Genomic DNA, 22,615 nt, shown 5'->3' with positions numbered 1-22,615 from the left:
GGGTCAACATCCAACCAGCCCTAAAACGTTCCCGCCCCGGGCTTTTCCTCGAAAAAATCTTTCGAGGCCGGCTGTCTGCTGCCGGTTGGCGGCGAATGTGCCGTATTGCGTGTCTGTGTGTCGTACGGGTTCGCGCGGTCTGTCAATGTCAGGTCCTCCCGGCTGGGTTGCCGGTTGTTCATGAGGACGTGCCCGGAGCCTAAATGGTTCATGCCTCGAAGGGAACGTGATATGTACTTCACTCCATCGAGGGATCGAACATGCATGCGACCCTGGACTAGTCTTAACTCCAGACGAGGGTGGCGTTACAACGGCTCTACCAGGCCTCGGTACCCTCTTGACGGCGACCGAAGCCGCGCCCTTACCCACAAGGGCCCCACCTGAAATTCAGCGAGGAGCGAACCGCGTGACCGCCGAGACGTCCGTGCCGTCCACAGCGCTGCTGGCAGGAGCAGACCGGGACGGTTCCAACTACACCGCGCGGCACCTGCTCGTCCTCGAAGGGCTCGAGGCCGTGCGCAAGCGCCCGGGCATGTACATCGGGTCGACCGACAGCCGCGGTCTGATGCACTGCCTCTGGGAGATCATCGACAACTCCGTCGACGAAGCTCTCGGGAACTACTGCGATCACATCGAGGTGATCCTCCACGACGACGGCTCGGTGGAGGTCCGGGACAACGGCCGGGGCATCCCGGTCGACGTCGAGCCCAAGACGGGCCTCTCCGGTGTCGAGGTCGTCATGACCAAGCTGCACGCCGGCGGCAAGTTCGGCGGCGGCTCCTACGCCGCCTCCGGCGGTCTGCACGGCGTCGGCGCCTCCGTGGTGAACGCGCTGTCGGCCCGCCTGGACGTCGAGGTGGACCGCGGCGGCAACACCCATGCGATCAGCTTCCGGCGCGGTGTGCCCGGTGCCTTCGCGGGGAACGGCTCGGACGCCAAGTTCGAGGCCACCGGCGGTCTGCGCAAGGCCAAGCGGATCCCCAAGACCCGCAGCGGCACGCGCGTGCGTTACTGGGCCGACCGCCAGATCTTCCTCAAGGACGCCAAGCTCTCCCTGGATCACCTCCACCAGCGCGCCCGCCAGACGGCGTTCCTGGTGCCCGGCCTGACCATCGTCGTCCGCGACGAATTCGGCCTCGGTGAGGGCGGCAGCAAGGGCGAGGAGTCCTTCCGCTTCGACGGTGGGATCAGCGAGTTCTGCGAGTACCTGGCGAGCGACAAGCCGGTCAACGACGTCCTCCGCTTCTCCGGCCAGGGCACCTTCAAGGAGACCGTCCCGGTCCTGGACGACCACGGCCAGATGACGCCCACCGAGGTCACCCGTGAACTCGGCGTCGACGTCGCAATGCGCTGGGGCACCGGCTACGACACGACCCTGAAGTCGTTCGTCAACATCATCGCCACCCCCAAGGGAGGCACCCACGTCGCCGGCTTCGAGCAGGCGGTCGCCAAGACGATGAACGAGGTGCTCCGCGCGAAGAAGCTGCTGCGCGTCGCCGAGGACGACATCGTCAAGGACGACGCCCTGGAGGGCCTCACCGCGGTCGTCACCGTCCGCCTCGCCGAGCCCCAGTTCGAGGGCCAGACCAAGGAGGTCCTCGGCACCTCGGCGGCCCGCCGCATCGTGAACACGGTGATCGCCAAGGAGCTCAAGGCGTTTCTGACGTCCACCAAGCGGGACGACGCGGCCCAGGCCCGGGTGGTCATGGAGAAGGCGGTCGCCGCCGCCCGTACACGCATCGCGGCCCGCCAGCACAAGGACGCCCAGCGCCGGAAGACGGCTCTGGAGTCCTCCTCGCTGCCCGCGAAGCTCGCTGACTGCCGCAGCGACGACGTGGACCGCAGCGAGCTGTTCATCGTCGAGGGAGACTCCGCGCTCGGCACTGCCAAGCTCGCCCGGAACTCCGAGTTCCAGGCGCTGCTGCCGATCCGCGGCAAGATCCTCAACGTCCAGAAGTCGTCCGTGACCGACATGCTCAAGAACGCCGAGTGCGGCGCGATCATCCAGGTCATAGGAGCCGGCTCGGGCCGTACGTTCGACATCGACGCGGCCCGCTACGGCAAGATCATCATGATGACCGACGCCGATGTGGACGGCTCGCACATCCGCACCCTGCTGCTGACGCTGTTCCACCGCTACATGCGGCCCATGGTCGAGGCGGGACGGGTGTTCGCCGCAGTGCCGCCGCTGCACCGCATCGAGATCGTCCAGCCGAAGAAGGGCCAGGACAAGTACGTCTACACGTACTCGGACCGTGAACTGCGCGACAAGCTGCTGGAGTTCCAGAGCAAGGGCATCCGGTACAAGGACTCCATCCAGCGGTACAAGGGCCTCGGTGAGATGGACGCCGACCAGCTGGCCGAGACGACCATGGACCCGCGTCACCGCACCCTGCGCCGGATCAACCTCTCCGACCTGGACTCGGCGGAGTCGGTCTTCGATCTGCTGATGGGCAACGACGTGGCACCGCGCAAGGAGTTCATCTCCAGCTCGGCGGCGACGCTGGACCGGTCACGCATCGACGCGTAGGCGCTGCGGCCTGGGCCTGGGCCTGGGCCTGGGCCTGGGTCGTGGTCCTGGGGCTCCACCCGTGGGTGGAGCCCGTGGCGTTTGTGGATCCACCCACGATCCACCCCTGCTCCGATCTGGCGACCTGCGAATTTCCGTAGCGTCGAAGGCATCGACAGCACTCGCTGCCGGTACCCCTCTTCGCTCACGGAGGCTCAGATGTCCGGGCTCGTCAACGGGCTGGTGATCGCGGCTGTCGTCGTCCTCGTAGTCGTACGACAGTTCCGCGCGCAGCAGATCGGCGGCACGGGCAGGCGGTGGTGGCTGCTGCCCGTGATCCTCGCCGTTGTGGCCCTGCGCCGGCCCGGCATCGTCGACGCCCATCACCGCACGGAGTCGGTGGTTCTGCTCGCCTTCGAGCTGCTCATCGGCCTTGTCACCGGGGCCGGTTGGGCCTGGACGACCCGAATATGGGCGCAGCCGGACGGCTCCGTGTGGAGCAAGAGCACCAAGGCGACCGTGACTGTCTGGATCGTCGGCATCGGCCTGCGCGTCGGCCTCTTTGCACTTGGCGCGGCGATCGGTGTCCACCAGGACAGCTCCGCCCTGCTCCTAGCCCTCGCGGCCACCCTCCTGGTCCGCTCCGGAATCCTGCTCTGGCGGGCGCAGTCCGTGGCCCCCGAAGTCGGCGGGGGCACGGCGTACGGTGACCCCATGGTCCGCCCCGCGCGAAAGGAGCGCGTGTGACGCAGAACGCCTGGATGCGCTGGCCCTCGCCGGAGGCGCTCGGGCGGGCAGGCATCTCGCGGCCTCGGCGCATGCTCGCCTGGGCCGTGAGGCTGTTCGCCCTCGCCATCCTGCTGTGGGGTGCCTTCAACAGCAGCCGAGTCCACGGCTGGGTGACGGTAGTGGGCGCCGTAGGTGTGGTCGTGGCCGCAGTACTCGCCTGGGCCCTGTACCGGACCACGTTCCAGCACAGGCTGTGGCCCTCCCTGGCCATCATGCTCCTGTTGCTGGGACTGGCCGTCGGGGCCCAGGACATGGGCTTTCGGGGGCCGGCCCTCGTCCTCTGGTGCGGCTGCGCCATCACCGCTCTGGAACGGCTGCCGCTGGCGGTCGCCCTGCCGACGGCGTCCTTGGCCCTCGCGTCGTACGCCGCGGTCAACAACGACGTGTGGCTGACCACAGCGGCCACGACGGCGGGCCTGGCCCTTGCCGGTTACGTCCTGCGCCTCGACGCGGAGGCCCGCGGCAACGCCCAGCGGCTGCTCGCCCAGGAGCGGGCCGCCCGGGCCGCCGAGGCCGAGTCGGCGGCGCTCGCGGAGCGGGCCCGTATCGCACGTGAGATCCACGACGTGCTGGCACACAGCCTCTCGGCCCAGCTCGTGCACCTGGAGGCGGCCCGACTGCTGATCGAGCGGGGCGCCGACCGGGAGCAGATCCTGGAGCGAGTGGTGGCGGCAAGGGGCATGGCCCGTGACGGTCTCGACGAGACGCGACAGGCGCTCTCCGCGCTGCGCGGAGAGCAGACTCCGCTGGAGGACTTCCTCTCGCAGCTCATCAGTACGGCGGCCGGTGCCGAGGTCACCATTACGGGTGAGCGCAGACGGCTGCCCGCAGAGGCGTCGCAGGCCGTGCGCAGGGTCGCGCAGGAAGCCCTGACGAACGTCCGTAAGCACGCGCCGGGGGCCAAGGTGCGGGTGCGCCTGGACTACGGCGACCATCAAGTGACGCTGGATGTACGGGACTCCGGCGGTTCACCGGGCGAACTGGCCGGGGCGGGCGCCGGGTACGGTCTGCTGGGCATGCGCGAGCGTGCCGAGTTGCTGGGCGGTTCGCTGGCGGCCGGGCCGGACGAGGAGGGGTTCGTGGTGACGCTGAAGGTGCCCGTATGACGGAAGGGACGGAGCAGCGGCCCGCACGCGTGGTGGTCGCGGACGACCAGACCGTTGTGCGTGAGGGCATCGTGATGCTGCTGGGCCTGTTGCCCGGGATCGAGGTCGTCGGTGCCGCGGGGGACGGGGACGAGGCGGTGCGGCTCGTCGCGGAACTCGCCCCGGACGTGGTGCTGATGGACCTGCGCATGCCGCGCTGCGACGGTGTGGAGGCGACCCGGCGCATCCGCGCGGAGTACCCCGGGACGCAGGTCGTGGTGCTCACGACGTTCGCCGACGACGAGTCTCTGTTCCCGGCCCTGCGGGCCGGGGCACGGGGCTATCTCACCAAGGACGCGGGCGGGGACGAGATCGTACGGGCCGTGCAGAGCGTGCTGTCCGGGGACGCGGGGCTGTCGCCGAGCATCCAACGGCGGCTGCTGGAGCGGCTGTCCGAGCCGGAGCCGCAGCCGGCGGCCGTGACCGAGGCGCCGGACGGGATCACCGCGCGGGAGACCGAGGTGCTGCTGCTGATCGCCGACGGCCTCAGCAATCAGGAGATCGCCCGCAAGCTGCATGTCTCCACCGCGACCGTGAAGACCCACATCAACAACATCTTCGCCAAGACGGGGCTCAAGGACCGTGCCCAGGCCGTGCGTTATGCGTATGCAAAGGGGCTCGCGCGGCCACCGGTGGGATGAGTCACCTGATGGGGTGAAGAGCGCGGAGAAGAAGAGCCGGGGATCTTCCCGTTCTGTCCATCCTTGGGCATGCAGTCAAGCAACGGTCGTCCCCGCGGAGGCGGGGATGGCGCCGATGGTTCGGCCGAGCACCGAGATCACGCCCCGTCCCCCGCCGAGGCTCCCGGGAGCGCGAGATACGACGACCCGTGGTACGACGCACTTGCCTCCGGCTGGGGCGAGTCGGACGGCGTCGGCGGCCCCGTGCCCGAGGCCGGGCCGGAGCTCCGGGCGAGCGAGGACGAGGCGGCCGCTGCGGCCGACGTGTACCTCGAGGTGCAGCGCAGCGCGGCGTTCCAGGAAGTGCGCAGTAGGTACCTCAGGTTCGTGGTGCCGGGAGTAGCCGCCTTCCTCGCCTGGTACATGGGATATCTCGTGACCGCCACGACCGTGCCCGGGTTGATGGCGCATCCCGTGGCCGGCGCCGTGAACGTGGCGATGCTCGCGGGGCTCGGGCAGTTCCTCACCACGTTCCTGTTCGCCTGGGCCTATGCCCGGCATGCGCGGCTGCGCCGGGACCGGGCCGCACTCGAACTGCGGTGGAACACCCAGGAACTGACGCGCGGCGTCCGGGGTGGTGCGTAGTGACGGGCAGCCATCAGACGCTTGCGTTCTCTCTGTTCAGCGTGTTCGTCGCCATCACGCTGGCGATCACGACGTGGGTGAGCCGCAACAGACAGGGCTCGGCGGAGGAGTTCTACGCCGGCGGGCGTCTTTTCTCGCCCATGGAGAATGGTTTTGCCATCGCCGGCGACTACATGTCGGCCGCCTCCTTCCTGGGAGTCACCGGGCTCATCGCGCTGTTCGGATACGACGGGCTGCTGTACGTGGTCGGCTTCCTCGTCGCCTGGCTGCTGGTGCTCTTCCTCGTCGCCGAACTCGTGCGCAACTGCGGGCGGTTCACGCTCGCCGACGTGGTCGCAGCGCGCATGAATGAGCGGCCCGTGCGGATCGCGGCGGGAACTTCCTCGGTCACCGTGTCCGTTCTGTATCTGGTGGCGCAGATGGTGGGGGCGGGCAGCCTGGTCGCGCTGCTGCTCGGGGGTACGAGCGCGGCGGCGCGGGCCTGGACCGTCATCGGCGTCGGCGCGCTCATGGTGATCTATGTGTCACTGGGAGGGATGCGGGCAACCACCTGGATCCAGATCGTCAAGGCGGTGCTGCTGCTCAGCGGCACGGTCGCGTTGACCGTGCTCGTCCTGCTGCGGTTCCACGGCGACTTCGACCGGCTGCTGCTGACGGCGGCCGAGCGCAGCGGTCATGGCGATGCGTTCCTGGCCCCGGGGCTGAAGTACGGCGGCGACTGGACCGCACGCTTCGACTTCATCAGTCTGGGACTCGCCCTGGTGCTGGGCACGGCAGGGCTGCCGCACATTCTGTCCCGCTTCTACACCGTGCCCACCGCCCGGGCGGCGCGGTGCTCGGCGCTCTGGTCGATCGGGCTCATCGGCGGCTTCTATCTGATGACGATCATCCTCGGCTTCGGGGCGGCCGCGATCGTGGGGCCGGATGCGGTACGCGGGTCGAACGCGGCCGGGAACACGGCGGTCCCGCTCCTGGCGCTCGCCCTGGGCGGCGGTGCGAACTCCACAGCAGGAACGGTTCTCTTCGCGGTCGTCGCCGCCATCGCCTTCGCCACGATCCTTGCGGTGGTCGCCGGAATCACGCTCGCCTCCTCGGCGTCCGTGGCCCACGACCTGTACGCGTCCCTGCGGCGCAGACATGCCAAGCCGCGCAGCGAAGTGGCCGTGGCGCGCGTCGCCTCGGTCGGCATCGGCGTGGTCGCGATCGCCCTTGGCCTGCTGGCCCGTGACCTGAATGTCGCGTTCCTGGTGGGCCTGGCCTTTGCAGTCGCCGCGTCCGCGAACCTCCCGGTGCTGCTCTACTCACTGTTCTGGCGCGGCTTCACCACCCGCGGTGCCGTGTGGGCCGTATACGGCGGGCTGGTCCCTGCACTCGCCCTCGTCGTGCTGTCGCCAGTGGTGTCGGGCAGTCCCGAATCGCTGTTCCCGGACGTCGACTTCCAGTACTTCCCGCTGCAGAACCCCGGCCTGGTGTCGATCCCGATGGGCTTCCTCGCGGGCTGGCTCGGGACAGTCACCTCCGACGAGATCCCCGACGAGGCCAAGCACGCGGAGACCGAGGTGCGGGCGCTGACGGGGGCGGGGGCCGCGTAGCCACCGCCGCCCTCACCGTCGTAGGACGCAGGCCTCACCCTCGTAGGACGCACGCCTCACAGTCGAACGGCGCACGGCTCGGTCTTCGGGCTACGGCGTCACCCACGCGTACAAATGTTCCGGACGCCCCGTGTCGCCGTACTTGAGGGAGAGGCGGAGGCGGCCGGCCTGTTCGAGGTGGCGGAGGTAGCGCTGGGCGGTGGAGCGGCTCAGGCCCGTCTCCGCGGCCACCTCGTGGGCGGAGAGGGGGTGCTCGGCGTGGTGCAGGACCCGGCAGATCAGATCGGTCGTCGGTTCCGAGTGGCCGCTGGGCAGGCCTGGTGACGACGGTGCCGGCGTGGTGCGCAGGGCGCCGAAGATCCGGTCCACCTGCTCCTGGCCGGCGATGCCGCGGCCGCCGACGCGGTCGACGGTGCGGCGCAGGGCGGCGTACGAGTCGAGGCGGGTGCGCAGGGCGGCGAAGGTGAACGGCTTGACCAGATAGTGCAGGGCGCCCAGGCGCATGGCGGCCTGCACGGTCGCCACGTCGCCGGCCGCGGTGATCATGATGACGTCGGTGCCGTGGCCCTGTTCCCGCATGCGGTGGACGAGTTCGAGGCCTGTCTGGTCGGGCAGGTAGTGGTCCAGCAGGACCAGGTCGATGGCCCCACGCTGCACGCTGGCCAGCGCCTGGGCAGCGCTGTGTGCGCGGGCGGCGACCCGGAAGCCGGGAACCTTTCCCACGTACTTGGCGTTGATCTCGGCAACGCGGAAGTCGTCGTCCACGACCAGGACGTCAATCATCGGGCCTCTTTCTGTCAAGGCCTGGCGAGCGTTAAGCCCGTGTTTCGGCTCCGCTGTTGTAGCGCGCGCAAAACGAGCACAACAGGCTGTTGCAAGCAAAAGAACGGCATGCGCTCACAAGGCTGCTGCTGTGGCCCGGGCCACATCTACCGTCCCCGGCCATGAGCGCAGACACCAGCCCCGCCATCCAGCTGCGGGGCGCGAGCAAGATCTTCAAGACCCCGTCGGGGGGTCTGCACACGGCCGTCAGGGAGCTGGACCTCACGGTCGGGCGCGGGGAGTTCGTGGCCGTCGTCGGACCGACCGGCTGCGGCAAGTCGACCACGCTGACGCTGGTCAGCGGGCTGGAAGAGCCCACCGAGGGCGAGGTCCTGGTCGCCGGGGAGCCGGTGCGCGGCGTCGGCGACAAGGTCGGTTTCGTCTTCCAGCAGGACGCCACCTTCCCCTGGCGCACCGTCCTGTCGAACGTCATGGCGGGCCCGCGTTTCCGCGGTGTGCCCAAGGCGGAGGCGAAGCAGAAGGCGCGTGAGTGGCTGGCCCGGGTCGGGCTCGCCGCCTTCGAGGACCGCTACCCGCACCAGCTCTCCGGCGGCCAGCGCAAGCGCGTCGCGCTCGCCGCGACCTTCGTCAACGACCCCGAGATCCTGCTGATGGACGAGCCGTTCTCGGCGCTCGACGTGCAGACCAGGGCGCTGATGTCGGACGAGCTGCTGGAGCTGTGGGAGGGCACGGGCGCCTCCGTCGTCTTCGTCACCCACGACCTGGAGGAGTCCATCGCGCTGGCGGACAAGGTCGTCGTGATGACAGCCGGTCCCGCCACCGTCAAGCAGGTCTTCGACATCGACCTGCCGCGGCCGCGCAAGGTCGAGTCGGTGCGCCTGGAGCCGCGGTTCATCGAGATCTACCGCGAGATCTGGGAGTCGCTCGGCGAAGAGGTCCGCATCACCCGTGAGAGGGGTGCCGCCAATGTCGCCTGACGTCATGCCCGAGGCACAGATCGCGCTGACCGTGACGGAGCCGGGTAACAAGACGGACCGTGCACACTCACGCGCGCGTGCCGCCCGTAGACGCAAGATCGCCGTGATGGCCGCCCGAGTGCTGCTTCTGGTCGCGGTCCTGGGTCTGTGGGAGGCGCTCTCCCGTACCAAGGTCATCGATGCGTTCAACTTCTCGATGCCCTCGAAGATCTGGGACCAGATCTACACCTGGGTGATGCACGGGACAGCGCAGGGGCCGCTGGGGGAGCAGATCTGGTACACGCTGTACGAGGCGCTGCTCGGCTGGATCCTCGGTGTGATCGCCGGTGTCGTCTTCGGCATCACCCTTGGCCGGATCACCTTTCTCGCCGATGTCCTTGGTCCATACATCAAGGTGCTCAACTCGATACCGAGGATCGTCCTTGCCCCGGTCTTCATGATCTGGTTCGGACTCGGCCCCGCCTCCAAGGTCGCGTCGGCGGTTGTCCTGGTCTTCTTCCCGGTCTTCTTCAACGCCTTCCAGGGCGCCCGCGAGGTCGACCGCAACCTTGTCTCCAACGCCCGGATCCTGGGCGCGAGTGACCGCAGGGTGACGCTCCAGGTGGTCATCCCCTCCGCGACCTCATGGATCTTCACCAGCCTCCATGTCAGCTTCGGCTTCGCCCTCATCGGCGCCATCGTCGGCGAGTACATCGGCGCGACCAAGGGCGTCGGCATGCTCATCTCGCAGTCGCAGGGCACCTTCAACACGGCCGGTGTGTACGCGGCCATGGTCATCCTCGCCGTCGTGGCACTCGCCGCCGAGGGACTGCTGACCTTCGCCGAGCGCCGCATCTTCCGGTGGAAGCCGACGGGTTCCGACAGCTGAACTCCCGCCTTGAGCCGCTCCTTTCCCCGCACAGCCCTCTCACAAGGACGTGAACCCTCATGCGCAAGACCGCCAGATACTCCACCCTGGCCGCCGCGGGCCTGCTCGCCCTCTCCTCCCTCACCGCTTGTGCCAATGACGTGGCCAACACTGCCTCTAGCAAGGGCGACGGCAAGGGGACGAAGGTCAAGATCATGGTCGGTGGCCTCGACAAGGTCATCTACCTGCCCGCGATGCTCGCCCAGCGGCTCGGCTACTTCGACGCCGAGGGCCTCGATGTGGAGCTGCTGAGCGAGCCCGCCGGTGTCCAGGCCGAGACCGCGCTCGTCTCCGGGCAGGTCCAGGGGGCCGTCGGCTTCTACGACCACACCCTCGACCTGCAGACCAAGGACAAGGCTGTGGAGTCCGTGGTGCAGTTCTCGCACGCGCCCGGCGAGGTGGAGATCGTCTCCAGCAAGGCGGAGGGCGACATCAAGTCACTCAAGGACTTCAAGGGCAAGAAGCTCGGCATCACCAGTCTCGGCTCGTCGACCGACTTCCTCACCAAGTACCTTGCCGTCAAGAACGGGGTGAAGGTCAGCGACTTCACGCCGGTCGCGGTCGGAGCGGGACCGACCTTCATCGCCGCCCTCCAGCAGGGCGCAATCGACGGCGGCATGACGACCGACCCGACCGTCGCCACCATCCTGGACAAGAAGGCGGGCAAGGTCCTCCTCGACATGCGTACGCCCGAGGGGTCCCAGGAGGCGCTCGGCGGCCCGTACCCGTCGTCAAGCCTGTACATGCAGACGGACTGGGTCAACAGTCACAAGGACACCGTCCAGAAGTTGGCCACTGCATTCGTCAAGACGCTCAAGTGGATGTCCACTCACAGCTCTACGCAGATCGCCGACAAGATGCCCGCCGACTACTCGCAGGGCAACAAGCTCCTGTACGCGGCAGCCATCGAGAGCACGCTGCCGATGTTCACCAAGGACGGCGTGATGCCCAAAGACGGCCCCGAGACCGTCGAGAAGGTCCTCAAGGCGTTCAACCCCAACATCAAGAACGCCAAGGTGGATCTGAGCAAGACGTTCACCACTGAGTTCGTGGAGAAGGCCGCGGGCTGAGTCCGTATGTAGGTGGGGGCACGGCCCCTTCCCCCGTCCCCAACGGCCGTGCCCTCAGGCGCGGGTCGCCCACACGTAACGGTGTTCAGGGCGGCCCGCGTCGCCGTATTTGAGCGTGAGCCGGGCCCGGCCCGTGCGCTCCAGGAGCTTCAGGTAGCGCTGGGCCGTCTGACGGCTGACCCCCGTCCGATCGGCGATCTCCTGGGCCGACAGCGGGCCTTCGGCACTCATCAGGGACTGGCGTACCAGCTCCGCGGTGGTGGGGGAGTGGCCCTTGGGCAGCCCCGGCTCCGAAGGCGCCGACAGGGCGCCGAAGATGCGGTCCACCTCGGCCTGCTCCGCCTCGCCGCCGCCGTCGAGTGTGCGGCGCAGCTCCGCGTACGCCTCCAGCTTGGCGCGCAGGCCCGCGAAGGCGAACGGCTTGACGAGGTACTGCAGTGCGCCGTGCCGCATCGCGGCCTGCACGGTCGAGATGTCACGAGCCGCCGTCACCATGATCACGTCGGTCTGGTGGCCGCGGCGGCGCATCTCCTGGACAACCGCCAGGCCCGTCTCGTCGGGCAGATAGTGGTCCATGAGGACCAGGTCCAGACGGGGCAGCGCCTCCAGCTGTCGCAGCGCCTCGGCCGCGCTGTGCGCCTCGCCGGCGACATGGAAGCCCGGCACCTTCTCGACGTAGGCGGCGTTGACCTGCGCGACCCTGGTGTCGTCGTCCACGACCAGGACCTCGATCATCGCGACTCCTCCTTGACTGGCGCGTCCGCGGCTCTGGTCAGGGCCAGCTCCGGCGCCGCCTCGGTCAGTGCTTCCGGCAGGACGACGGTGAACTCCGCGCCGCCACCGTCCGCCTCGCCCACCGTCGCGCTGCCGCCCTGCCGCTCCGCGAGCCTGCGCACCATGGACAGACCGATGCCGCGCTTGCGGTGCGCCGGCGGCTCCTTGGTGGACCACCCCTCGGTGAAGATCAACTCGTGTTGTTCCGCAGGGATTCCGGGCCCCGTGTCGCGCACCCTGAGGACGGCGGTAGGCCCCTCGGCGCGCAACTCGACCTCCACGCGCGCGTGGAGGGTGCCGGCGACCGCGTCGAGCGCGTTGTCCACGAGGTTCCCGACGATCGTGACGAGCCCCCTGGGGTCGATCAACCGGTCCGGGAGCCGCGTCCGGTCCGAGACCCACAGGGCGACGCCGCGCTCGGCCGCAACCGTCGCCTTGCCGACCAGCAGAGCGGCGATCAGCGGGTCCTGGATTTTCTCGGTGACCTGTTCCGCCGTGACCCGGTGGTCACCGACCACTTCCCCGACGAACTCCACGGCGTCGTCGTACATGTCCAGTTCGAGCAGCCCCAGGAGCGTGTGCATGCGGTTGGCGTGCTCGTGGTCCTGGGCGCGCAGGGCGTCGATCAGGCCACGCGTCGAGTCGAGTTCCCGACCGAGCTGCTCCAGTTCCGTGCGGTCGCGCAGGGTGGCCACGGCGCCGCCGTCGTCGGTGGGCATGCGGTTGGCGACCAGGACACGCTGGCCCCGGACGGTGAGCAGGTCGGTGCCCGTCACCCGGCCGGCCAGGATGTCGGCCGTACGTCCTTCGCCGAGCGCCTCGTCGGGGGACCGGCCGACGGCCTTCGCATCGATGCTCAGCAGCCGGTGCGCCTCGTCGTTGAGGAGGCGTATTCGTCCGGCCCGGTCCAGGGCGACGACGCCCTCGCGGATGCCGTGCAGCATCGCCTCGCGCTCCGCGAGCAGCGCCGAGATGTCGGAGAAGGCAAGGTCACGGGTCTGCCGCTGGACTCGCCGCGAGATCACCCAGGCGGCCAGCGCACCAACGGCCAGTGCGCCGCCGGCGTAGGCCAGCAGCTCGGGGATCGCGCCCATGAGCTCGGCCCGCACACTGTCGTACTTGATCCCGACCGAGACCGCCCCGATGATCGTGCCGTCGGCGTCCCGCAGGGGCACCTTGCCGCGGGCCGAGCGGCCCAGGGTGCCGTTGTCGATCTCCATGACCTGGTTGCCGAGGAGGGCCTCGGTGGGGTCGGTCGAGACGTTCCGGCCGATCTGCTCGGGATCGGTGTGCGACCAGCGCACGCCCCGCCAGTCCAGCACCACGATGTACTCGGCATGGGTGGCCCTGCGGATCCGCTCCGCCTCTTTCTGGACCGGTCCGTCGACGGTCGGGGCGGTGTTGATCAGGTCCTTCGCTATCTGCGGCTGCTCCGCGGTGGTCTGCGCGATGGCCAGCGCCCGGCGCATCGCCTCCTGGTCGAGCTGCTTGCTCAGCGGCGCCAGGAACAACCCGGTCGCGAGCACCGCGACTCCCGCGGCGATCGCCACCTGCATCAGCAGCACCTGCGAGAACACCCGCTTCGGCAGACCGAGGCGCAGGCGGCGTGCAGGCGGAGTGGGACTCATACCCACGACGGTACGTGGGCGGCCCGGTGTGCCCCAGGGGGGTGTGGCGTGGATCTCTTGACCAATTCTTGAAGCAGTCGAGGAAGCGCCTTCTTGAAGCAGTAGGGAAAGCGCCGTGCTCAGCCGACCGGAACCGTCGTCCTCAGCTCGTGCACCGCCAGGACCTCCATACGCGCAGGTGAGCCGAGGATCGACGTGCCGCAGCTCTCCGGGCGGGGCGGCAGGGACGCGCCCTGCGCGACCACGACCCGCCACTGGCGTCCGTCCGTGTGGCCGACGGTCACCTCCCAGCACGGTGCGCTGCCGTCCGTCCGTACGACGCTCAGGGCGTCCGCCGCGTACTCGCGCGCGGTGGTGCGCACGGCCAGCTCGGCCGCCTGACCGGGGCGCTCCCAGGCGGAGCTCCCGCGGCACTTCTCCACGACGATCCGCCCTTCCTGGACGCCGTGCAGGATCTCCTTGACCGCGTGGGCCTGGGCGCGGCCGTATGCGTATCCGTACGGCAGGACGAGCAGCGTGGGCGAGAAGCGATGGCCACCCAGATGAGTGACCTCCCAGACGCCCTCCACCTCGGAGGCGGCGAGCTCGGCCGCGAGCGGGCGGCCGAGCAGGGCGCAGCAGCGGTCGCGTTTGCCGTTGGTGCAGACGAGGGCGAGCGGACCACCGGCGTGCGGCCGGGCCCCGAGCGCCGAGTCGAAGGTGTGGTGCTCGCCCCGGCCGAGCGCGGCGAAGTCGAGGTCGAGCAGGGCCCGCGGATCGTAGGCCGAGGCGGAGTGCAGCCACGCGTTGCCGGGCGCGGTATGGGCCGCGTACACCTGCCGTGTGGTGAGCGTGCCGCAGTCGGCGTGCCGTCCCGGGCGGCGGATCAGCGCGATACGTACGCCCGTGCCCTTCGCGGCCGCCTCCAGGGCGCGGCCGAGTGCCGGATCGAGGTGGCTCGAAGTGAGTGCATCCGCACCCCAGGGACCCGGCTGCTCCAGCAGGAGCCAGGTCCTCGCGGTGGCCGCGGTTCCCGCAATGGGCTCGTCGAGCTCCCGGGAGGCGGTCGAGCACGTACTCACACAGGTGAGCCTAACCTGACTTGGCTCACGGTGGCTTCCGGCCGTGTTCGTGTCCAACTTGAACAGTGGCTGGGACGGCTCTTACCCGGGCAGTGGCTGGGGTGGCCTCGGGCCGACGTAGTGTCCGCTCGGCCGCATGCGCAGCGGGCGCTCCCCGTACTCCTCGAGCGCGTGGGCGATCCAGCCCGCCGTACGCGCCACGGCGAAGATCGTCTCGCCCGCGGTGGAGGGCATGCCCGAGGACGCGGTGAGCACGGCCAGGGCCAGGTCGACATTGGCGTGCAGCGGGGTGTGGCGGGCGGTGGTGGCCACGACGTCGCGGGCCGCGGCGAGGGCGGGGGCGGCGCGGGGGATCCCCTCCAGGAGGCCGAACAGGACACGCGCGCGTGGGTCCTCGCCGGGGTAGAGCCGGTGGCCGAGTCCCGGAATGCGGCGGCCCGCCCGCAGCTCTTCCGCGATGACGGGGGCCGCGTTGCCCTCGTCGAGCACGTCGAGCAGTAGCCGGTGGGCGAGGCCGCTCGCCGCTCCGTGCAGGGGCCCTTCCAGTACGCCGAGCCCGGCGGAGACGGCCGCGTAGGCGTGGGCGCGGGCCGAGGCGGCGACGCGCACCGCGAGGGTCGAGGCGGCGAGGTCGTGGTCGACGAGGAGGGCGAGCGCGGTGTCCAGCGCGCGCAGCGAGGCCTCGTCGGCCTCCCGTCCGCTCAGCCGTGCCCACAGGCGGTGGGCCAGCGGACCCTCGTCGCGGTGGCCGCGCCGGGCCGGCGGCAGGGCGGCGACCAGGGTGGGGATGAGGGTGCGCGCGGTGCCGAGCACTGTGTCCTCGGAGAGGTCGAAGCGCAGCGGGTCCGCCACCGCGGCGGCGATCGCCGCGACCCGCAACCTGTCGGTCGGCCCGGTGTGTTCGGGCAGCGCGTCGACGGCGCGGCGGGCCACGGCGACGGAGACCTCGGGCGCGGTGAACGCGATGCCGGGGCGCAGCCGGCCGGTCCACAGCCACTCGGCGACCTCTTCGTAGGAGTGGCGCGTGGCCAGCTCCGTGGCGTCGACGCCACGGAAGAAGTACCGGTCCTTCTCGATGAGCGTGATGCGGGTCCGCACGGAGAGCTCGCCGCCTGACGGTGAACTCCCGCTGCTCTCCCACCTGTTGCGCCGGGCGAGCGCCTCCACCTCCTTGGCGTCGAAGGTGCTGCCCCGGCCGCCGGGTACGCGTCTGCTGCTGAGCTGGCCGCGGCTCACGTACGCGTACACGGTCTCGGGCTTCACGCCCAGCAGTTCGGCGGCTTCCTTGGTGGTCAGCCGGCGTTCGGCATGACCGGCGGAGGGGTCTTGATCGCGCATGGGGCCACCGTATCCGCATCACGACGTATGGATCCATGACATTGATTCAATCAATATTGACAGAGAATTAGTCAAGCATGGACAGTTGAATCAAGTCCAGGGAGGAATCATGTCCGTCAACAGGTCAGCCGCCGCCACCGTCGACGTACCGCGGGGACTCGCCGGCGTCGTCGTCACCGACACGGAGATCGGGGACGTTCGGGGGCTGGAGGGCTTCTATCACTACCGCCAGTACTCGGCCGTCGAACTCGCGCAGACCCGCGGCTTCGAGGACGTCTGGCATCTCCTGGTCCACGGCGAACTGCCGGACGAGGTGCAGCGTGCGGCCTTCATCTCCGAAACGGCGGCCCTGCGGCGACTGCCTGACGAGGTGCGGACGGCCCTGCCTGCCATCGCGGCGGCGAGCGGACGGTCCGGCCCGCTGGCAGGCATGCGCACAGCACTGTCGCTGCTCGGCGCGGCGAAGGGCTTCCGGCCGGTGTACGACATCGGCGCGGCCGACCGCCGCCGGGACACCCTCGTGGCGGCCGCAGCCGTACCGACGCTGCTCACGGCGCTGCACCGGCTCGGCCGGGGTCTAGAGCCGGTGGAACCGCGGGACGACCTCTCCTATGCGGCCAACTACCTGTACATGCTGACGGGTTCGGTGCCGGAGCCGAAGCGGGCGCGGGCGGTCGAGCAGTACTTGATCTCAACCATTGATCACGGCTTCAATGCATCAACCTTCACGGCCCGAGTCATCGCGTCGACGGGAGCGGACGTGGCCGCCTGCCTCGTCGGAGCCGTGGGGGCGCTCTCCGGGCCGCTGCACGGTGGTGCGCCCAGTCGCGCGCTGGACACTCTGGATGCGATCGGCACCCCCGACCGCATCGACCCCTGGATCCGTGCACGCGTCCTCGCCGGCGACCGCATCATGGGCTTCGGCCATCCCGTCTACCGTACGGAGGACCCTCGTTCGCGGATGCTGCGCGAGCTGGCGCAGAGCTTCGGCGGCCCGCGTGTCGACTTTGCGGTGGAGGTCGAGCGCCATGTCGAGTCGATCCTCGCGGAGCTGAAGCCCGGCCGCGAACTGCACACGAACGTCGAGTTCTACGCGGGCGTCGTCATGGAACTGTGCGGTCTGCCGCGCGAGATGTTCACCCCGACGTTCGCGGCGGCGCGGGTGGTGGGCTGGAGCGCGAACATCCTGGAACAGGCGGAGGATTCGAAGATCATCAGGCCGGTGGCGCGGTATGTGGGGGCGGAGGCGCCGGTTGCGGTGCCGGTGTGACCCGGTGGGGCGGGTTCGGCAGTACGGGCTGAAGCCGAACCCGCTCATGCGACGGCGACGGCGACGGGGCGACCGCGATGCGAGTGCGCCAGGTGGCCTTCAGTCGCGTCAGTTGGGAGGAATGTCCTTGCGGGCCCGGATCAGTGTCTCGCGGCTGATGACCACGATCCGCTCGTATTCGGCCCTGGAGGCGTCGGGAGGTAGTTCGGCCTCGAGTTCTGCGGTGGCTTCCCTTCCAATGACGGCGTAGTTGCCGTCGCTGAGTTCGAAGATGTCGGGGCAGTGCTGGCCTGACAGGCTGCCTCTCGCATAGGGGGAGTCGCCGATCCGCCGTAAGATTGCCACCATTGTCCCGCCTTTCAGACAGTGACCTTGAGCTCATGGTGTTGCCGCCCGGGGGTGCCCTGCCGTGCAGGGCTGCAGGGCACCGGGGACGTCGAAGTGCAGACGAAGACAGGCTGACTGAACGATTGAGGGTGCGTAGGGAATGACCCCGTGGGCTATGCGTCGGGGATGTCAGCCTTGGCGTGAATGAGGGTCTCGCGGGTGACCACGACAATGCGTTCGTAGCCGGCTCTGGAGGCGTCGGCAGGGAGCTGGGCGTCGAGTTCGTCCGTGACGTCCGTGCCGATGACAGCGAACCTTCCGTCGGAGAGCTCGAAGATATCGGGGCAATTGGCACCTGTCGCGCTTCCCCGGGCGCTCGGCGGTGTACCAATCCGACGGATGATCTGGCTCACTGTTCTGGTGTTCCTTTTGGTCTCGAGGTGGGTGCGCACTGGGGCAGCGCGGCGCGATTCGGCCCGGTGGGGCCGCGGTCTCGACAACCGGGCGGCGTGGATGGCGGTTCGGCGGGGATCGCCCTGTTCCGCAGGATGCGCAGTAGTCAACCTTGTTGGCACCTGGGGAAACGCAGCGGTTTACTGGTTTGTTACCGCCCAACCGTGTGATGCGCTCAGGAGAGTGGCTCGCAGGGACGGCGTTTCACGCCTCGAGGGCGAGAAGCGGCTGCGGCTACTCGGTCGGCGGCTCCCCGACCACCCACCACTCGTCGATGTCCGTTTCCTCCAGCTGGACCAGAAGCTCGTCAACCATGCGGCCGAGTTTGGCTTCTTCGGAAGTTCCGATCAGCGTTGCCCGATGAGGCCGGGTTGCGTACCAATACTCACGGAATATGGGAATTTGGAGCATGCTTCGGGCGAAGCCGAAGAACTCATCGCGCGTTATGTTGCCCATGCGGTAGTAGCAGAACGCATTGGTGTAGAGGGCGTTGGCGAAGAGGAACTGGCGCTGCTTCCTGGGCGGAACGGTCCCGTTGTAGGCGTCCAGCACCTCGGCCAGGTCCGGATCGTCCATGGCCTTGCTCAGTAGCTCCCAGTGCAGGCGCTGCTGGTGGGCGAAGTTGGTCTGGCGCTGGGCCTGGGCGGCTTGTTCCAGATGCTCGATCCGTGTGCGCAGGGCATGGAGAGCGGGTCGCTGTGCGGCCAGGGTGGCGGCGGCACCTGCCGCCAGGCCGATGCCGGCCGAGGCTACGGCCCTCAGCCCCCGAAGCCCAAAGTTCTGTGTGACCATGTCAACCCCCGAGTCAGGCGGCCGTCCGCCGGTCGTCGGGGTGCGGGTCGACTGATGGGGACCGGCGAGCGGTGGGCGGCGCTTGCCGTCTCCCAGGGTGCCGAGCGGCTCTGATCGGCAGGGAGGCGGAGAGGCGGCGCACGGAGGGAAGCAAGGGTCGCACGCTCCGGCGCCTTGCCCAACGTCTGCCCCGCAACTGCTGCTAACAATCGTTCACTTCGCGGTGATTCTTACGGCTCGTATCCTGGTCCGGCATTCAATCCTTGGGTGTGCGCCGCGGTCGCGATCCGGTGCGCGCGTCGGTGTCAGAGAGGTCGCACGTTGAGTCAGCCGAGCCACAGCATCCGGCAGATCCCGGTCGTCGTACTCGCCGGATTCCTGGGCTCCGGCAAGACCACCCTCCTCAATCATCTCCTGCATCGCAGCGGTGGCAGCCGTATCGGCGCCGTCGTCAATGACTTCGGTGCCATCGAGATCGATGCCATGGCCGTCGCCGGAGCGCTCGGTGACTCCACCGTCTCGCTCGGGAACGGCTGTCTGTGCTGTGCCGTCGACGTCAGCGAGCTCGACCTCTATCTCGAACGGCTCGCCCGGCCCTCCGCCGGCATCGACGTCATCGTGATCGAAGCCAGCGGCCTCGCCGAACCGCAGGAACTCGTGCGCATGGTGCTCGCCAGTGAGCAGCCGGGGATCGTGTACGGCGGCCTCGTCGAGGTCGTCGACGCCGCTGAGTTCGACGGCACACGTGTGAAGCATCCCGAGGTCGACCGGCATCTCGCCCTCGCCGACCTCGTCGTCGTCAACAAGCTCGACCGGGCGCCGGACGCCGAGCGCGTCCTCGGGCTCGTCCGTTCCCTCGTCGACCGTGCCGCCGTCGTCCCTGCCTCCTACGGCCGCATCGATCCCGAGTTCCTCTTCGACTGCAGGCCGAGCGAGGAGCGCATCGGGCAGCTGTCCTTCGACGACCTGCACGAGCACGGCGAGCAGGGCCACGCCGATCACCTGCACGCGGCGTACGACAGCCTGTCCTTCACCTCCGAAGTGCCCATGGACCCGCGCCGGTTGATGGAGTTCCTCGACAGCCGGCCCGAGGGGCTGTACCGGATCAAGGGGTACGTCGACTTCGGGGCGCACGACATCCGGAACCGTTACGCCGTACACGCGGTGGGGCGCTTCCTCCGGTTCTACCCGGAGCCCTGGGCGCCGGACGACGCGCGAGTGACGCAGGTCGTCCTCATCGGCTCCGGCATCGACGCGCCCGCCCTCGGCAAGGAACTCGAGGCGAGCAGGAGCGGCGCCCCGCACACCGCCGACGAGCACGGTATGTGGGGCGTCCTGCGCTACGTACAGGATCCGGAGACGGACCTCGTGGAGCCGTCGGCCTAGACGGGTCCCGCCACCACCGCCACCGTCTTCCCCAGGGACACGCCCGAGCCGTCGCGGCGCGGATCCATCTCGGGGAGGTCGGCCGGAGTGCCGTTCTTCTGCGCCGCCTTGGCCGGGACGGCGCCCGCCCAGGCCAAGGACAGGCAGTCCTCGCCCTTCAGGAACCGCTGGCAGCGGACGCCGCCGGTGGCGCGGCCCTTGCGCGGATACTGGTCGAACGGGGTCAGCTTGGCCGTCGTCTGGACCGAGTCGTCGAGTGTGCCGCGCGAGCCCGCGACCGTGAACACGACTGCATCCACGGCCGGGTCCACGGCCGTGAAGGAGATGACCTTCGCGCCCTCGGTGAGCTTGATGCCCGCCATACCGCCCGCCGGGCGGCCCTGGGGACGGACCTGTGAGGCCTGATAGCGCAGCAGTTGCGCGTCGTCCGTGATGAAGACCAGGTCCTCCTCGCCGGTGCGCAGCTCGATGGCGCCGACGATCCGGTCGCCGTCCTTGAGCGTGATGACCTCCAACTCCTCCTTGTTGGACGGGTAGTCGGGGACGACACGCTTCACGACGCCCTGTTCGGTGCCGAGGGCGAGGCCGGGGGAGGACTCGTCGAGCGTGATCAGGCAGATGACCGTCTCGCCGTCCTCCAGGGAGAGGAACTCCGACAGGGGTGCCCCGCCGGCGAGGTTCGGCGCCGACGCCGTGTCCGGCAGCTGCGGCAGGTCGACGACGTTGATCCGCAGCAGACGGCCCAAGGAGGTCACCGCGCCGATCTCGCCGCGTGCAGTCGCCGGGACCGCGGACACGATCACGTCGTGCTTGGTGCGCCGGGCGTCGGCGTCCTCCAGGAAGGGCTCGCCGTTCGACGTACGGGCCAGCAGGCCCGTGGAGGAGAGCAGGATCCGGCACGGGTCGTCCGCGACCTGCAGCGGCACGGCGGCAGCCGGGGCGCCGGACGCCTCCAGCAGGACCGTACGCCGCTCGGTGCCGAACTTCTTGGCCACCGCGGCCAGTTCGGAGGAGACCAGCTTGCGCAGCTCCGCGTCCGATTCGAGGATCCGGGTCAGCTCCGCGATCTCGGCGTTGAGCCTGTCCTTCTCCGACTCCAGCTCGATGCGGTCGAACTTGGTCAGCCGGCGCAGCGGTGTGTCCAGGATGTACTGGGTCTGGATCTCCGACAGGGAGAAGCGCTCCATCAGGCGCTCCTTGGCCTGCGCGCTGTTCTCGCTGGAGCGGATCAGACGGATGACCTCGTCGATGTCGACGAGCGCGGTGAGCAGGCCCTCCACCAGGTGCAGACGGTCGCGGCGCTTGGTGCGGCGGAACTCGCTGCGGCGCCGCACGACCTCGAAGCGGTGGTCGAGGTAGACCTCCAGGAGCTCCTTGAGGCCCAGCGTGAGCGGCTGGCCGTCCACCAGCGCGACGTTGTTGATGCCGAAGGACTCCTCCAGCGGCGTCAGCTTGTACAGCTGCTCCAGGACGGCCTCCGGCACGAAGCCGTTCTTGATCTCGATGACCAGGCGCAGGCCGTGCGCGCGGTCGGTGAGGTCCTTGACGTCGGCGATGCCCTGGATCTTCTTCGAACCGACCAGGTCCTTGATCTTGGCGATCACCTTCTCCGGGCCGACCGCGAAGGGCAGTTCGGTGATGACCAGGCCCTTGCGGCGGGCGGTGACGGTCTCGATCTCGACCGTGGCGCGGATCTTGAACGTGCCACGGCCCGTCTCGTACGCGTCCCGGATGCCGGAGAGGCCGACGATGCGGCCGCCGGTCGGCAGGTCGGGGCCGGGGACGTGCTTCATCAGGGTGTCGAGGTCCGCGCCCGGGAAGCGGATCAGGTGCCGGGCGGCCGAGATGACCTCGGCGAGGTTGTGCGGCGGCATGTTCGTCGCCATGCCGACCGCGATGCCCGACGAGCCGTTCACCAGCAGGTTCGGGAAGGCGGCGGGCAGCGCCACCGGCTCCTGCTCCTGGCCGTCGTAGTTGGGCGCGAAGTCGACCGTGTCCTCGTCGATCGACTCCGTCATCAGGCTCGTCGCCTGGGCCTGGCGGCACTCGGTGTACCGCATGGCGGCGGGCGGGTCGTCGTTGCCCAACGAGCCGAAGTTGCCGTGCCCGTCGACCAGCGGCACGCGCATGGAGAACGGCTGGGCCATGCGCACCAGGGCGTCGTAGATCGACGCGTCACCGTGCGGGTGCAGCTTGCCCATGACCTCGCCGACCACGCGCGCGCACTTCACATAGCCGCGGTCGGGGCGCAGCCCCATCTCGTTCATCTGGTAGACGATGCGCCGGTGCACCGGCTTGAGGCCGTCGCGGGCATCGGGCAGGGCTCGGGAGTAGATGACCGAGTACGCGTACTCGAGGAAGGAGCCCTGCATCTCGTCGACGACGTCGATGTCGAGGATCTTCTCCTCGTACGAGTCGTCGGGCGGCGGGGTCTTCGTGCTGCGGCGGGCCATCGCTGCCGGCTCCTTGCTCAAGCGTGAACGATATCTGACGCGGACCATTGTGGACCGTGGCACTGACAACGCGGACGAGGACCTGACATCGGCCCT

At 69.1% G+C, this 22,615-nt stretch carries 20 protein-coding genes; 11 read left to right on the top strand and 9 right to left on the bottom strand.

Translation table 11 applies throughout. The features are described from left to right. Positions 1 to 406 precede the first annotated feature (406 nt). The 6 genes from P2Q00_RS45615 (at position 407) to P2Q00_RS45590 (ending at position 7,300) form a co-directional block, all read left to right on the top strand. Entirely contained in the window at positions 407 to 2,530 is a 2,124-nt protein-coding gene (locus P2Q00_RS45615) for a DNA gyrase/topoisomerase IV subunit B (protein WP_275780735.1), read from the top strand. Positions 2,531 to 2,728: 198 nt separating this feature from the next. Continuing rightward, a complete protein-coding gene (locus P2Q00_RS45610) occupies positions 2,729 to 3,256 on the top strand; it encodes a DUF1453 domain-containing protein (protein ID WP_275780734.1) in 528 nt (175 codons plus the stop codon). Continuing rightward, entirely contained in the window at positions 3,253 to 4,404 is a 1,152-nt protein-coding gene (locus tag P2Q00_RS45605) for a sensor histidine kinase (protein ID WP_275780733.1), read from the top strand. The genes P2Q00_RS45610 and P2Q00_RS45605 overlap by 4 nt, the downstream gene beginning before the upstream one ends. After that, a complete protein-coding gene (locus P2Q00_RS45600; protein WP_275780731.1) occupies positions 4,401 to 5,084 on the top strand; it encodes a response regulator transcription factor in 684 nt (227 codons plus the stop codon). The genes P2Q00_RS45605 and P2Q00_RS45600 overlap by 4 nt, the downstream gene beginning before the upstream one ends. 69 nt (positions 5,085 to 5,153) lie before the next feature. Continuing rightward, positions 5,154 to 5,708, top strand: coding sequence for a DUF485 domain-containing protein (locus tag P2Q00_RS45595; RefSeq protein WP_275780730.1), 555 nt, complete (start codon positions 5,154 to 5,156; stop codon positions 5,706 to 5,708). Further along, positions 5,708 to 7,300 carry a monocarboxylic acid transporter gene (locus P2Q00_RS45590; RefSeq protein WP_275780729.1) on the top strand — a complete coding sequence of 531 codons (1,593 nt, stop codon included), beginning with the start codon at positions 5,708 to 5,710 and terminating at the stop codon, positions 7,298 to 7,300. The genes P2Q00_RS45595 and P2Q00_RS45590 overlap by 1 nt, the downstream gene beginning before the upstream one ends. A 90-nt stretch (positions 7,301 to 7,390) precedes the next feature. Here the strand turns inward: P2Q00_RS45590 and P2Q00_RS45585 are convergent, their stop codons facing one another. Continuing rightward, a complete protein-coding gene (locus P2Q00_RS45585) occupies positions 7,391 to 8,083 on the bottom strand; it encodes a response regulator (protein WP_275780728.1) in 693 nt (230 codons plus the stop codon). Between the two features lie 161 nt (positions 8,084 to 8,244). Here P2Q00_RS45585 and P2Q00_RS45580 point away from each other — a divergent pair, with 161 nt between their 5' ends. From P2Q00_RS45580 to P2Q00_RS45570, 3 genes are read left to right on the top strand one after another with little or no spacing between them, the layout of a single operon-like run. After that, positions 8,245 to 9,060, top strand: coding sequence for an ABC transporter ATP-binding protein (locus P2Q00_RS45580; protein WP_275780727.1), 816 nt, complete (start codon positions 8,245 to 8,247; stop codon positions 9,058 to 9,060). Beyond that, on the top strand, positions 9,050 to 9,928 hold the full coding sequence (locus tag P2Q00_RS45575; RefSeq protein ID WP_275780726.1) for an ABC transporter permease: 879 nt from the start codon (positions 9,050 to 9,052) through the stop codon (positions 9,926 to 9,928). The genes P2Q00_RS45580 and P2Q00_RS45575 overlap by 11 nt, the downstream gene beginning before the upstream one ends. A gap of 59 nt (positions 9,929 to 9,987) precedes the next feature. Then, positions 9,988 to 11,037 carry an ABC transporter substrate-binding protein gene (locus tag P2Q00_RS45570; protein ID WP_275780725.1) on the top strand — a complete coding sequence of 350 codons (1,050 nt, stop codon included), beginning with the start codon at positions 9,988 to 9,990 and terminating at the stop codon, positions 11,035 to 11,037. A gap of 54 nt (positions 11,038 to 11,091) precedes the next feature. Here P2Q00_RS45570 and P2Q00_RS45565 read toward each other — a convergent pair whose 3' ends face one another. The 4 genes from P2Q00_RS45565 to P2Q00_RS45550 all read right to left on the bottom strand — a co-directional run bounded on the left by P2Q00_RS45565 (position 11,092) and on the right by P2Q00_RS45550 (position 15,838). Continuing rightward, on the bottom strand, positions 11,092 to 11,772 hold the full coding sequence (locus tag P2Q00_RS45565; RefSeq protein ID WP_275780724.1) for a response regulator: 681 nt from the start codon (positions 11,770 to 11,772) through the stop codon (positions 11,092 to 11,094). Further along, complete coding sequence (locus P2Q00_RS45560) at positions 11,769 to 13,439, bottom strand: ATP-binding protein (protein ID WP_275780723.1); 1,671 nt, start codon at positions 13,437 to 13,439, stop codon at positions 11,769 to 11,771. The genes P2Q00_RS45565 and P2Q00_RS45560 overlap by 4 nt, the downstream gene beginning before the upstream one ends. 119 nt (positions 13,440 to 13,558) lie before the next feature. Further along, on the bottom strand, positions 13,559 to 14,500 hold the full coding sequence (locus tag P2Q00_RS45555) for a ferredoxin family protein (protein WP_275780722.1): 942 nt from the start codon (positions 14,498 to 14,500) through the stop codon (positions 13,559 to 13,561). Positions 14,501 to 14,581: 81 nt separating this feature from the next. Then, positions 14,582 to 15,838 (bottom strand): citrate synthase, encoded by a 1,257-nt coding sequence (locus P2Q00_RS45550; RefSeq protein ID WP_275780721.1) that lies wholly within the window; start codon positions 15,836 to 15,838, stop codon positions 14,582 to 14,584. Positions 15,839 to 15,947: 109 nt separating this feature from the next. Here P2Q00_RS45550 and P2Q00_RS45545 point away from each other — a divergent pair, with 109 nt between their 5' ends. Then, entirely contained in the window at positions 15,948 to 17,108 is a 1,161-nt protein-coding gene (locus P2Q00_RS45545; RefSeq protein WP_275780720.1) for a citrate synthase/methylcitrate synthase, read from the top strand. Between the two features lie 108 nt (positions 17,109 to 17,216). Here the strand turns inward: P2Q00_RS45545 and P2Q00_RS45540 are convergent, their stop codons facing one another. From P2Q00_RS45540 to P2Q00_RS45530, 3 genes are all read right to left on the bottom strand, one after another. Then, a complete protein-coding gene (locus tag P2Q00_RS45540) occupies positions 17,217 to 17,453 on the bottom strand; it encodes a hypothetical protein (RefSeq protein ID WP_275780767.1) in 237 nt (78 codons plus the stop codon). Positions 17,454 to 17,608: 155 nt separating this feature from the next. Continuing rightward, entirely contained in the window at positions 17,609 to 17,848 is a 240-nt protein-coding gene (locus tag P2Q00_RS45535; protein ID WP_275780719.1) for a hypothetical protein, read from the bottom strand. A gap of 274 nt (positions 17,849 to 18,122) precedes the next feature. Continuing rightward, positions 18,123 to 18,680 carry a DUF6082 family protein gene (locus P2Q00_RS45530; protein WP_275780718.1) on the bottom strand — a complete coding sequence of 186 codons (558 nt, stop codon included), beginning with the start codon at positions 18,678 to 18,680 and terminating at the stop codon, positions 18,123 to 18,125. A 321-nt stretch (positions 18,681 to 19,001) separates the two neighbouring features. Here P2Q00_RS45530 and P2Q00_RS45525 point away from each other — a divergent pair, with 321 nt between their 5' ends. Further along, the gene (locus tag P2Q00_RS45525; protein ID WP_275780717.1) at positions 19,002 to 20,066 is read left to right on the top strand and encodes a CobW family GTP-binding protein; all 1,065 of its coding nucleotides are present in this window, start codon (positions 19,002 to 19,004) and stop codon (positions 20,064 to 20,066) included. Here the strand turns inward: P2Q00_RS45525 and P2Q00_RS45520 are convergent. Further along, the gene (locus tag P2Q00_RS45520) at positions 20,063 to 22,519 is read right to left on the bottom strand and encodes a DNA gyrase/topoisomerase IV subunit A (RefSeq protein WP_275780766.1); all 2,457 of its coding nucleotides are present in this window, start codon (positions 22,517 to 22,519) and stop codon (positions 20,063 to 20,065) included. The genes P2Q00_RS45525 and P2Q00_RS45520 overlap by 4 nt on opposite strands. Positions 22,520 to 22,615: the final 96 nt, after the last annotated feature.

Origin of the sequence: Streptomyces coacervatus (assembly GCF_029223485.1) — a bacterium.
GTDB classification, from domain to species: Bacteria; Actinomycetota; Actinomycetes; order Streptomycetales; family Streptomycetaceae; genus Streptomyces; species Streptomyces coacervatus.
This window is presented reverse-complemented; position numbering and strand designations above follow the sequence as displayed.

What these genes read in the sequence shown, in the direction of transcription:
- P2Q00_RS45610 (WP_275780734.1), top strand. Translation starts at nt 2,729, where the DNA reads ATGTCCGGGCTCGTCAACGGGCTGGTGATCGCGGCTGTCGTCGTCCTC.
- P2Q00_RS45600 (WP_275780731.1), top strand. Translation starts at nt 4,401, where the DNA reads ATGACGGAAGGGACGGAGCAGCGGCCCGCACGCGTGGTGGTCGCGGAC.
- P2Q00_RS45595 (WP_275780730.1), top strand. Translation starts at nt 5,154, where the DNA reads ATGCAGTCAAGCAACGGTCGTCCCCGCGGAGGCGGGGATGGCGCCGAT.
- P2Q00_RS45585 (WP_275780728.1), bottom strand. Translation starts at nt 8,083, where the DNA reads ATGATTGACGTCCTGGTCGTGGACGACGACTTCCGCGTTGCCGAGATC.
- P2Q00_RS45580 (WP_275780727.1), top strand. Translation starts at nt 8,245, where the DNA reads ATGAGCGCAGACACCAGCCCCGCCATCCAGCTGCGGGGCGCGAGCAAG.
- P2Q00_RS45575 (WP_275780726.1), top strand. Translation starts at nt 9,050, where the DNA reads ATGTCGCCTGACGTCATGCCCGAGGCACAGATCGCGCTGACCGTGACG.
- P2Q00_RS45570 (WP_275780725.1), top strand. Translation starts at nt 9,988, where the DNA reads ATGCGCAAGACCGCCAGATACTCCACCCTGGCCGCCGCGGGCCTGCTC.
- P2Q00_RS45565 (WP_275780724.1), bottom strand. Translation starts at nt 11,772, where the DNA reads ATGATCGAGGTCCTGGTCGTGGACGACGACACCAGGGTCGCGCAGGTC.
- P2Q00_RS45560 (WP_275780723.1), bottom strand. Translation starts at nt 13,439, where the DNA reads ATGAGTCCCACTCCGCCTGCACGCCGCCTGCGCCTCGGTCTGCCGAAG.
- P2Q00_RS45550 (WP_275780721.1), bottom strand. Translation starts at nt 15,838, where the DNA reads ATGCGCGATCAAGACCCCTCCGCCGGTCATGCCGAACGCCGGCTGACC.
- P2Q00_RS45545 (WP_275780720.1), top strand. Translation starts at nt 15,948, where the DNA reads ATGTCCGTCAACAGGTCAGCCGCCGCCACCGTCGACGTACCGCGGGGA.
- P2Q00_RS45530 (WP_275780718.1), bottom strand. Translation starts at nt 18,680, where the DNA reads ATGGTCACACAGAACTTTGGGCTTCGGGGGCTGAGGGCCGTAGCCTCG.
- P2Q00_RS45520 (WP_275780766.1), bottom strand. Translation starts at nt 22,519, where the DNA reads ATGGCCCGCCGCAGCACGAAGACCCCGCCGCCCGACGACTCGTACGAG.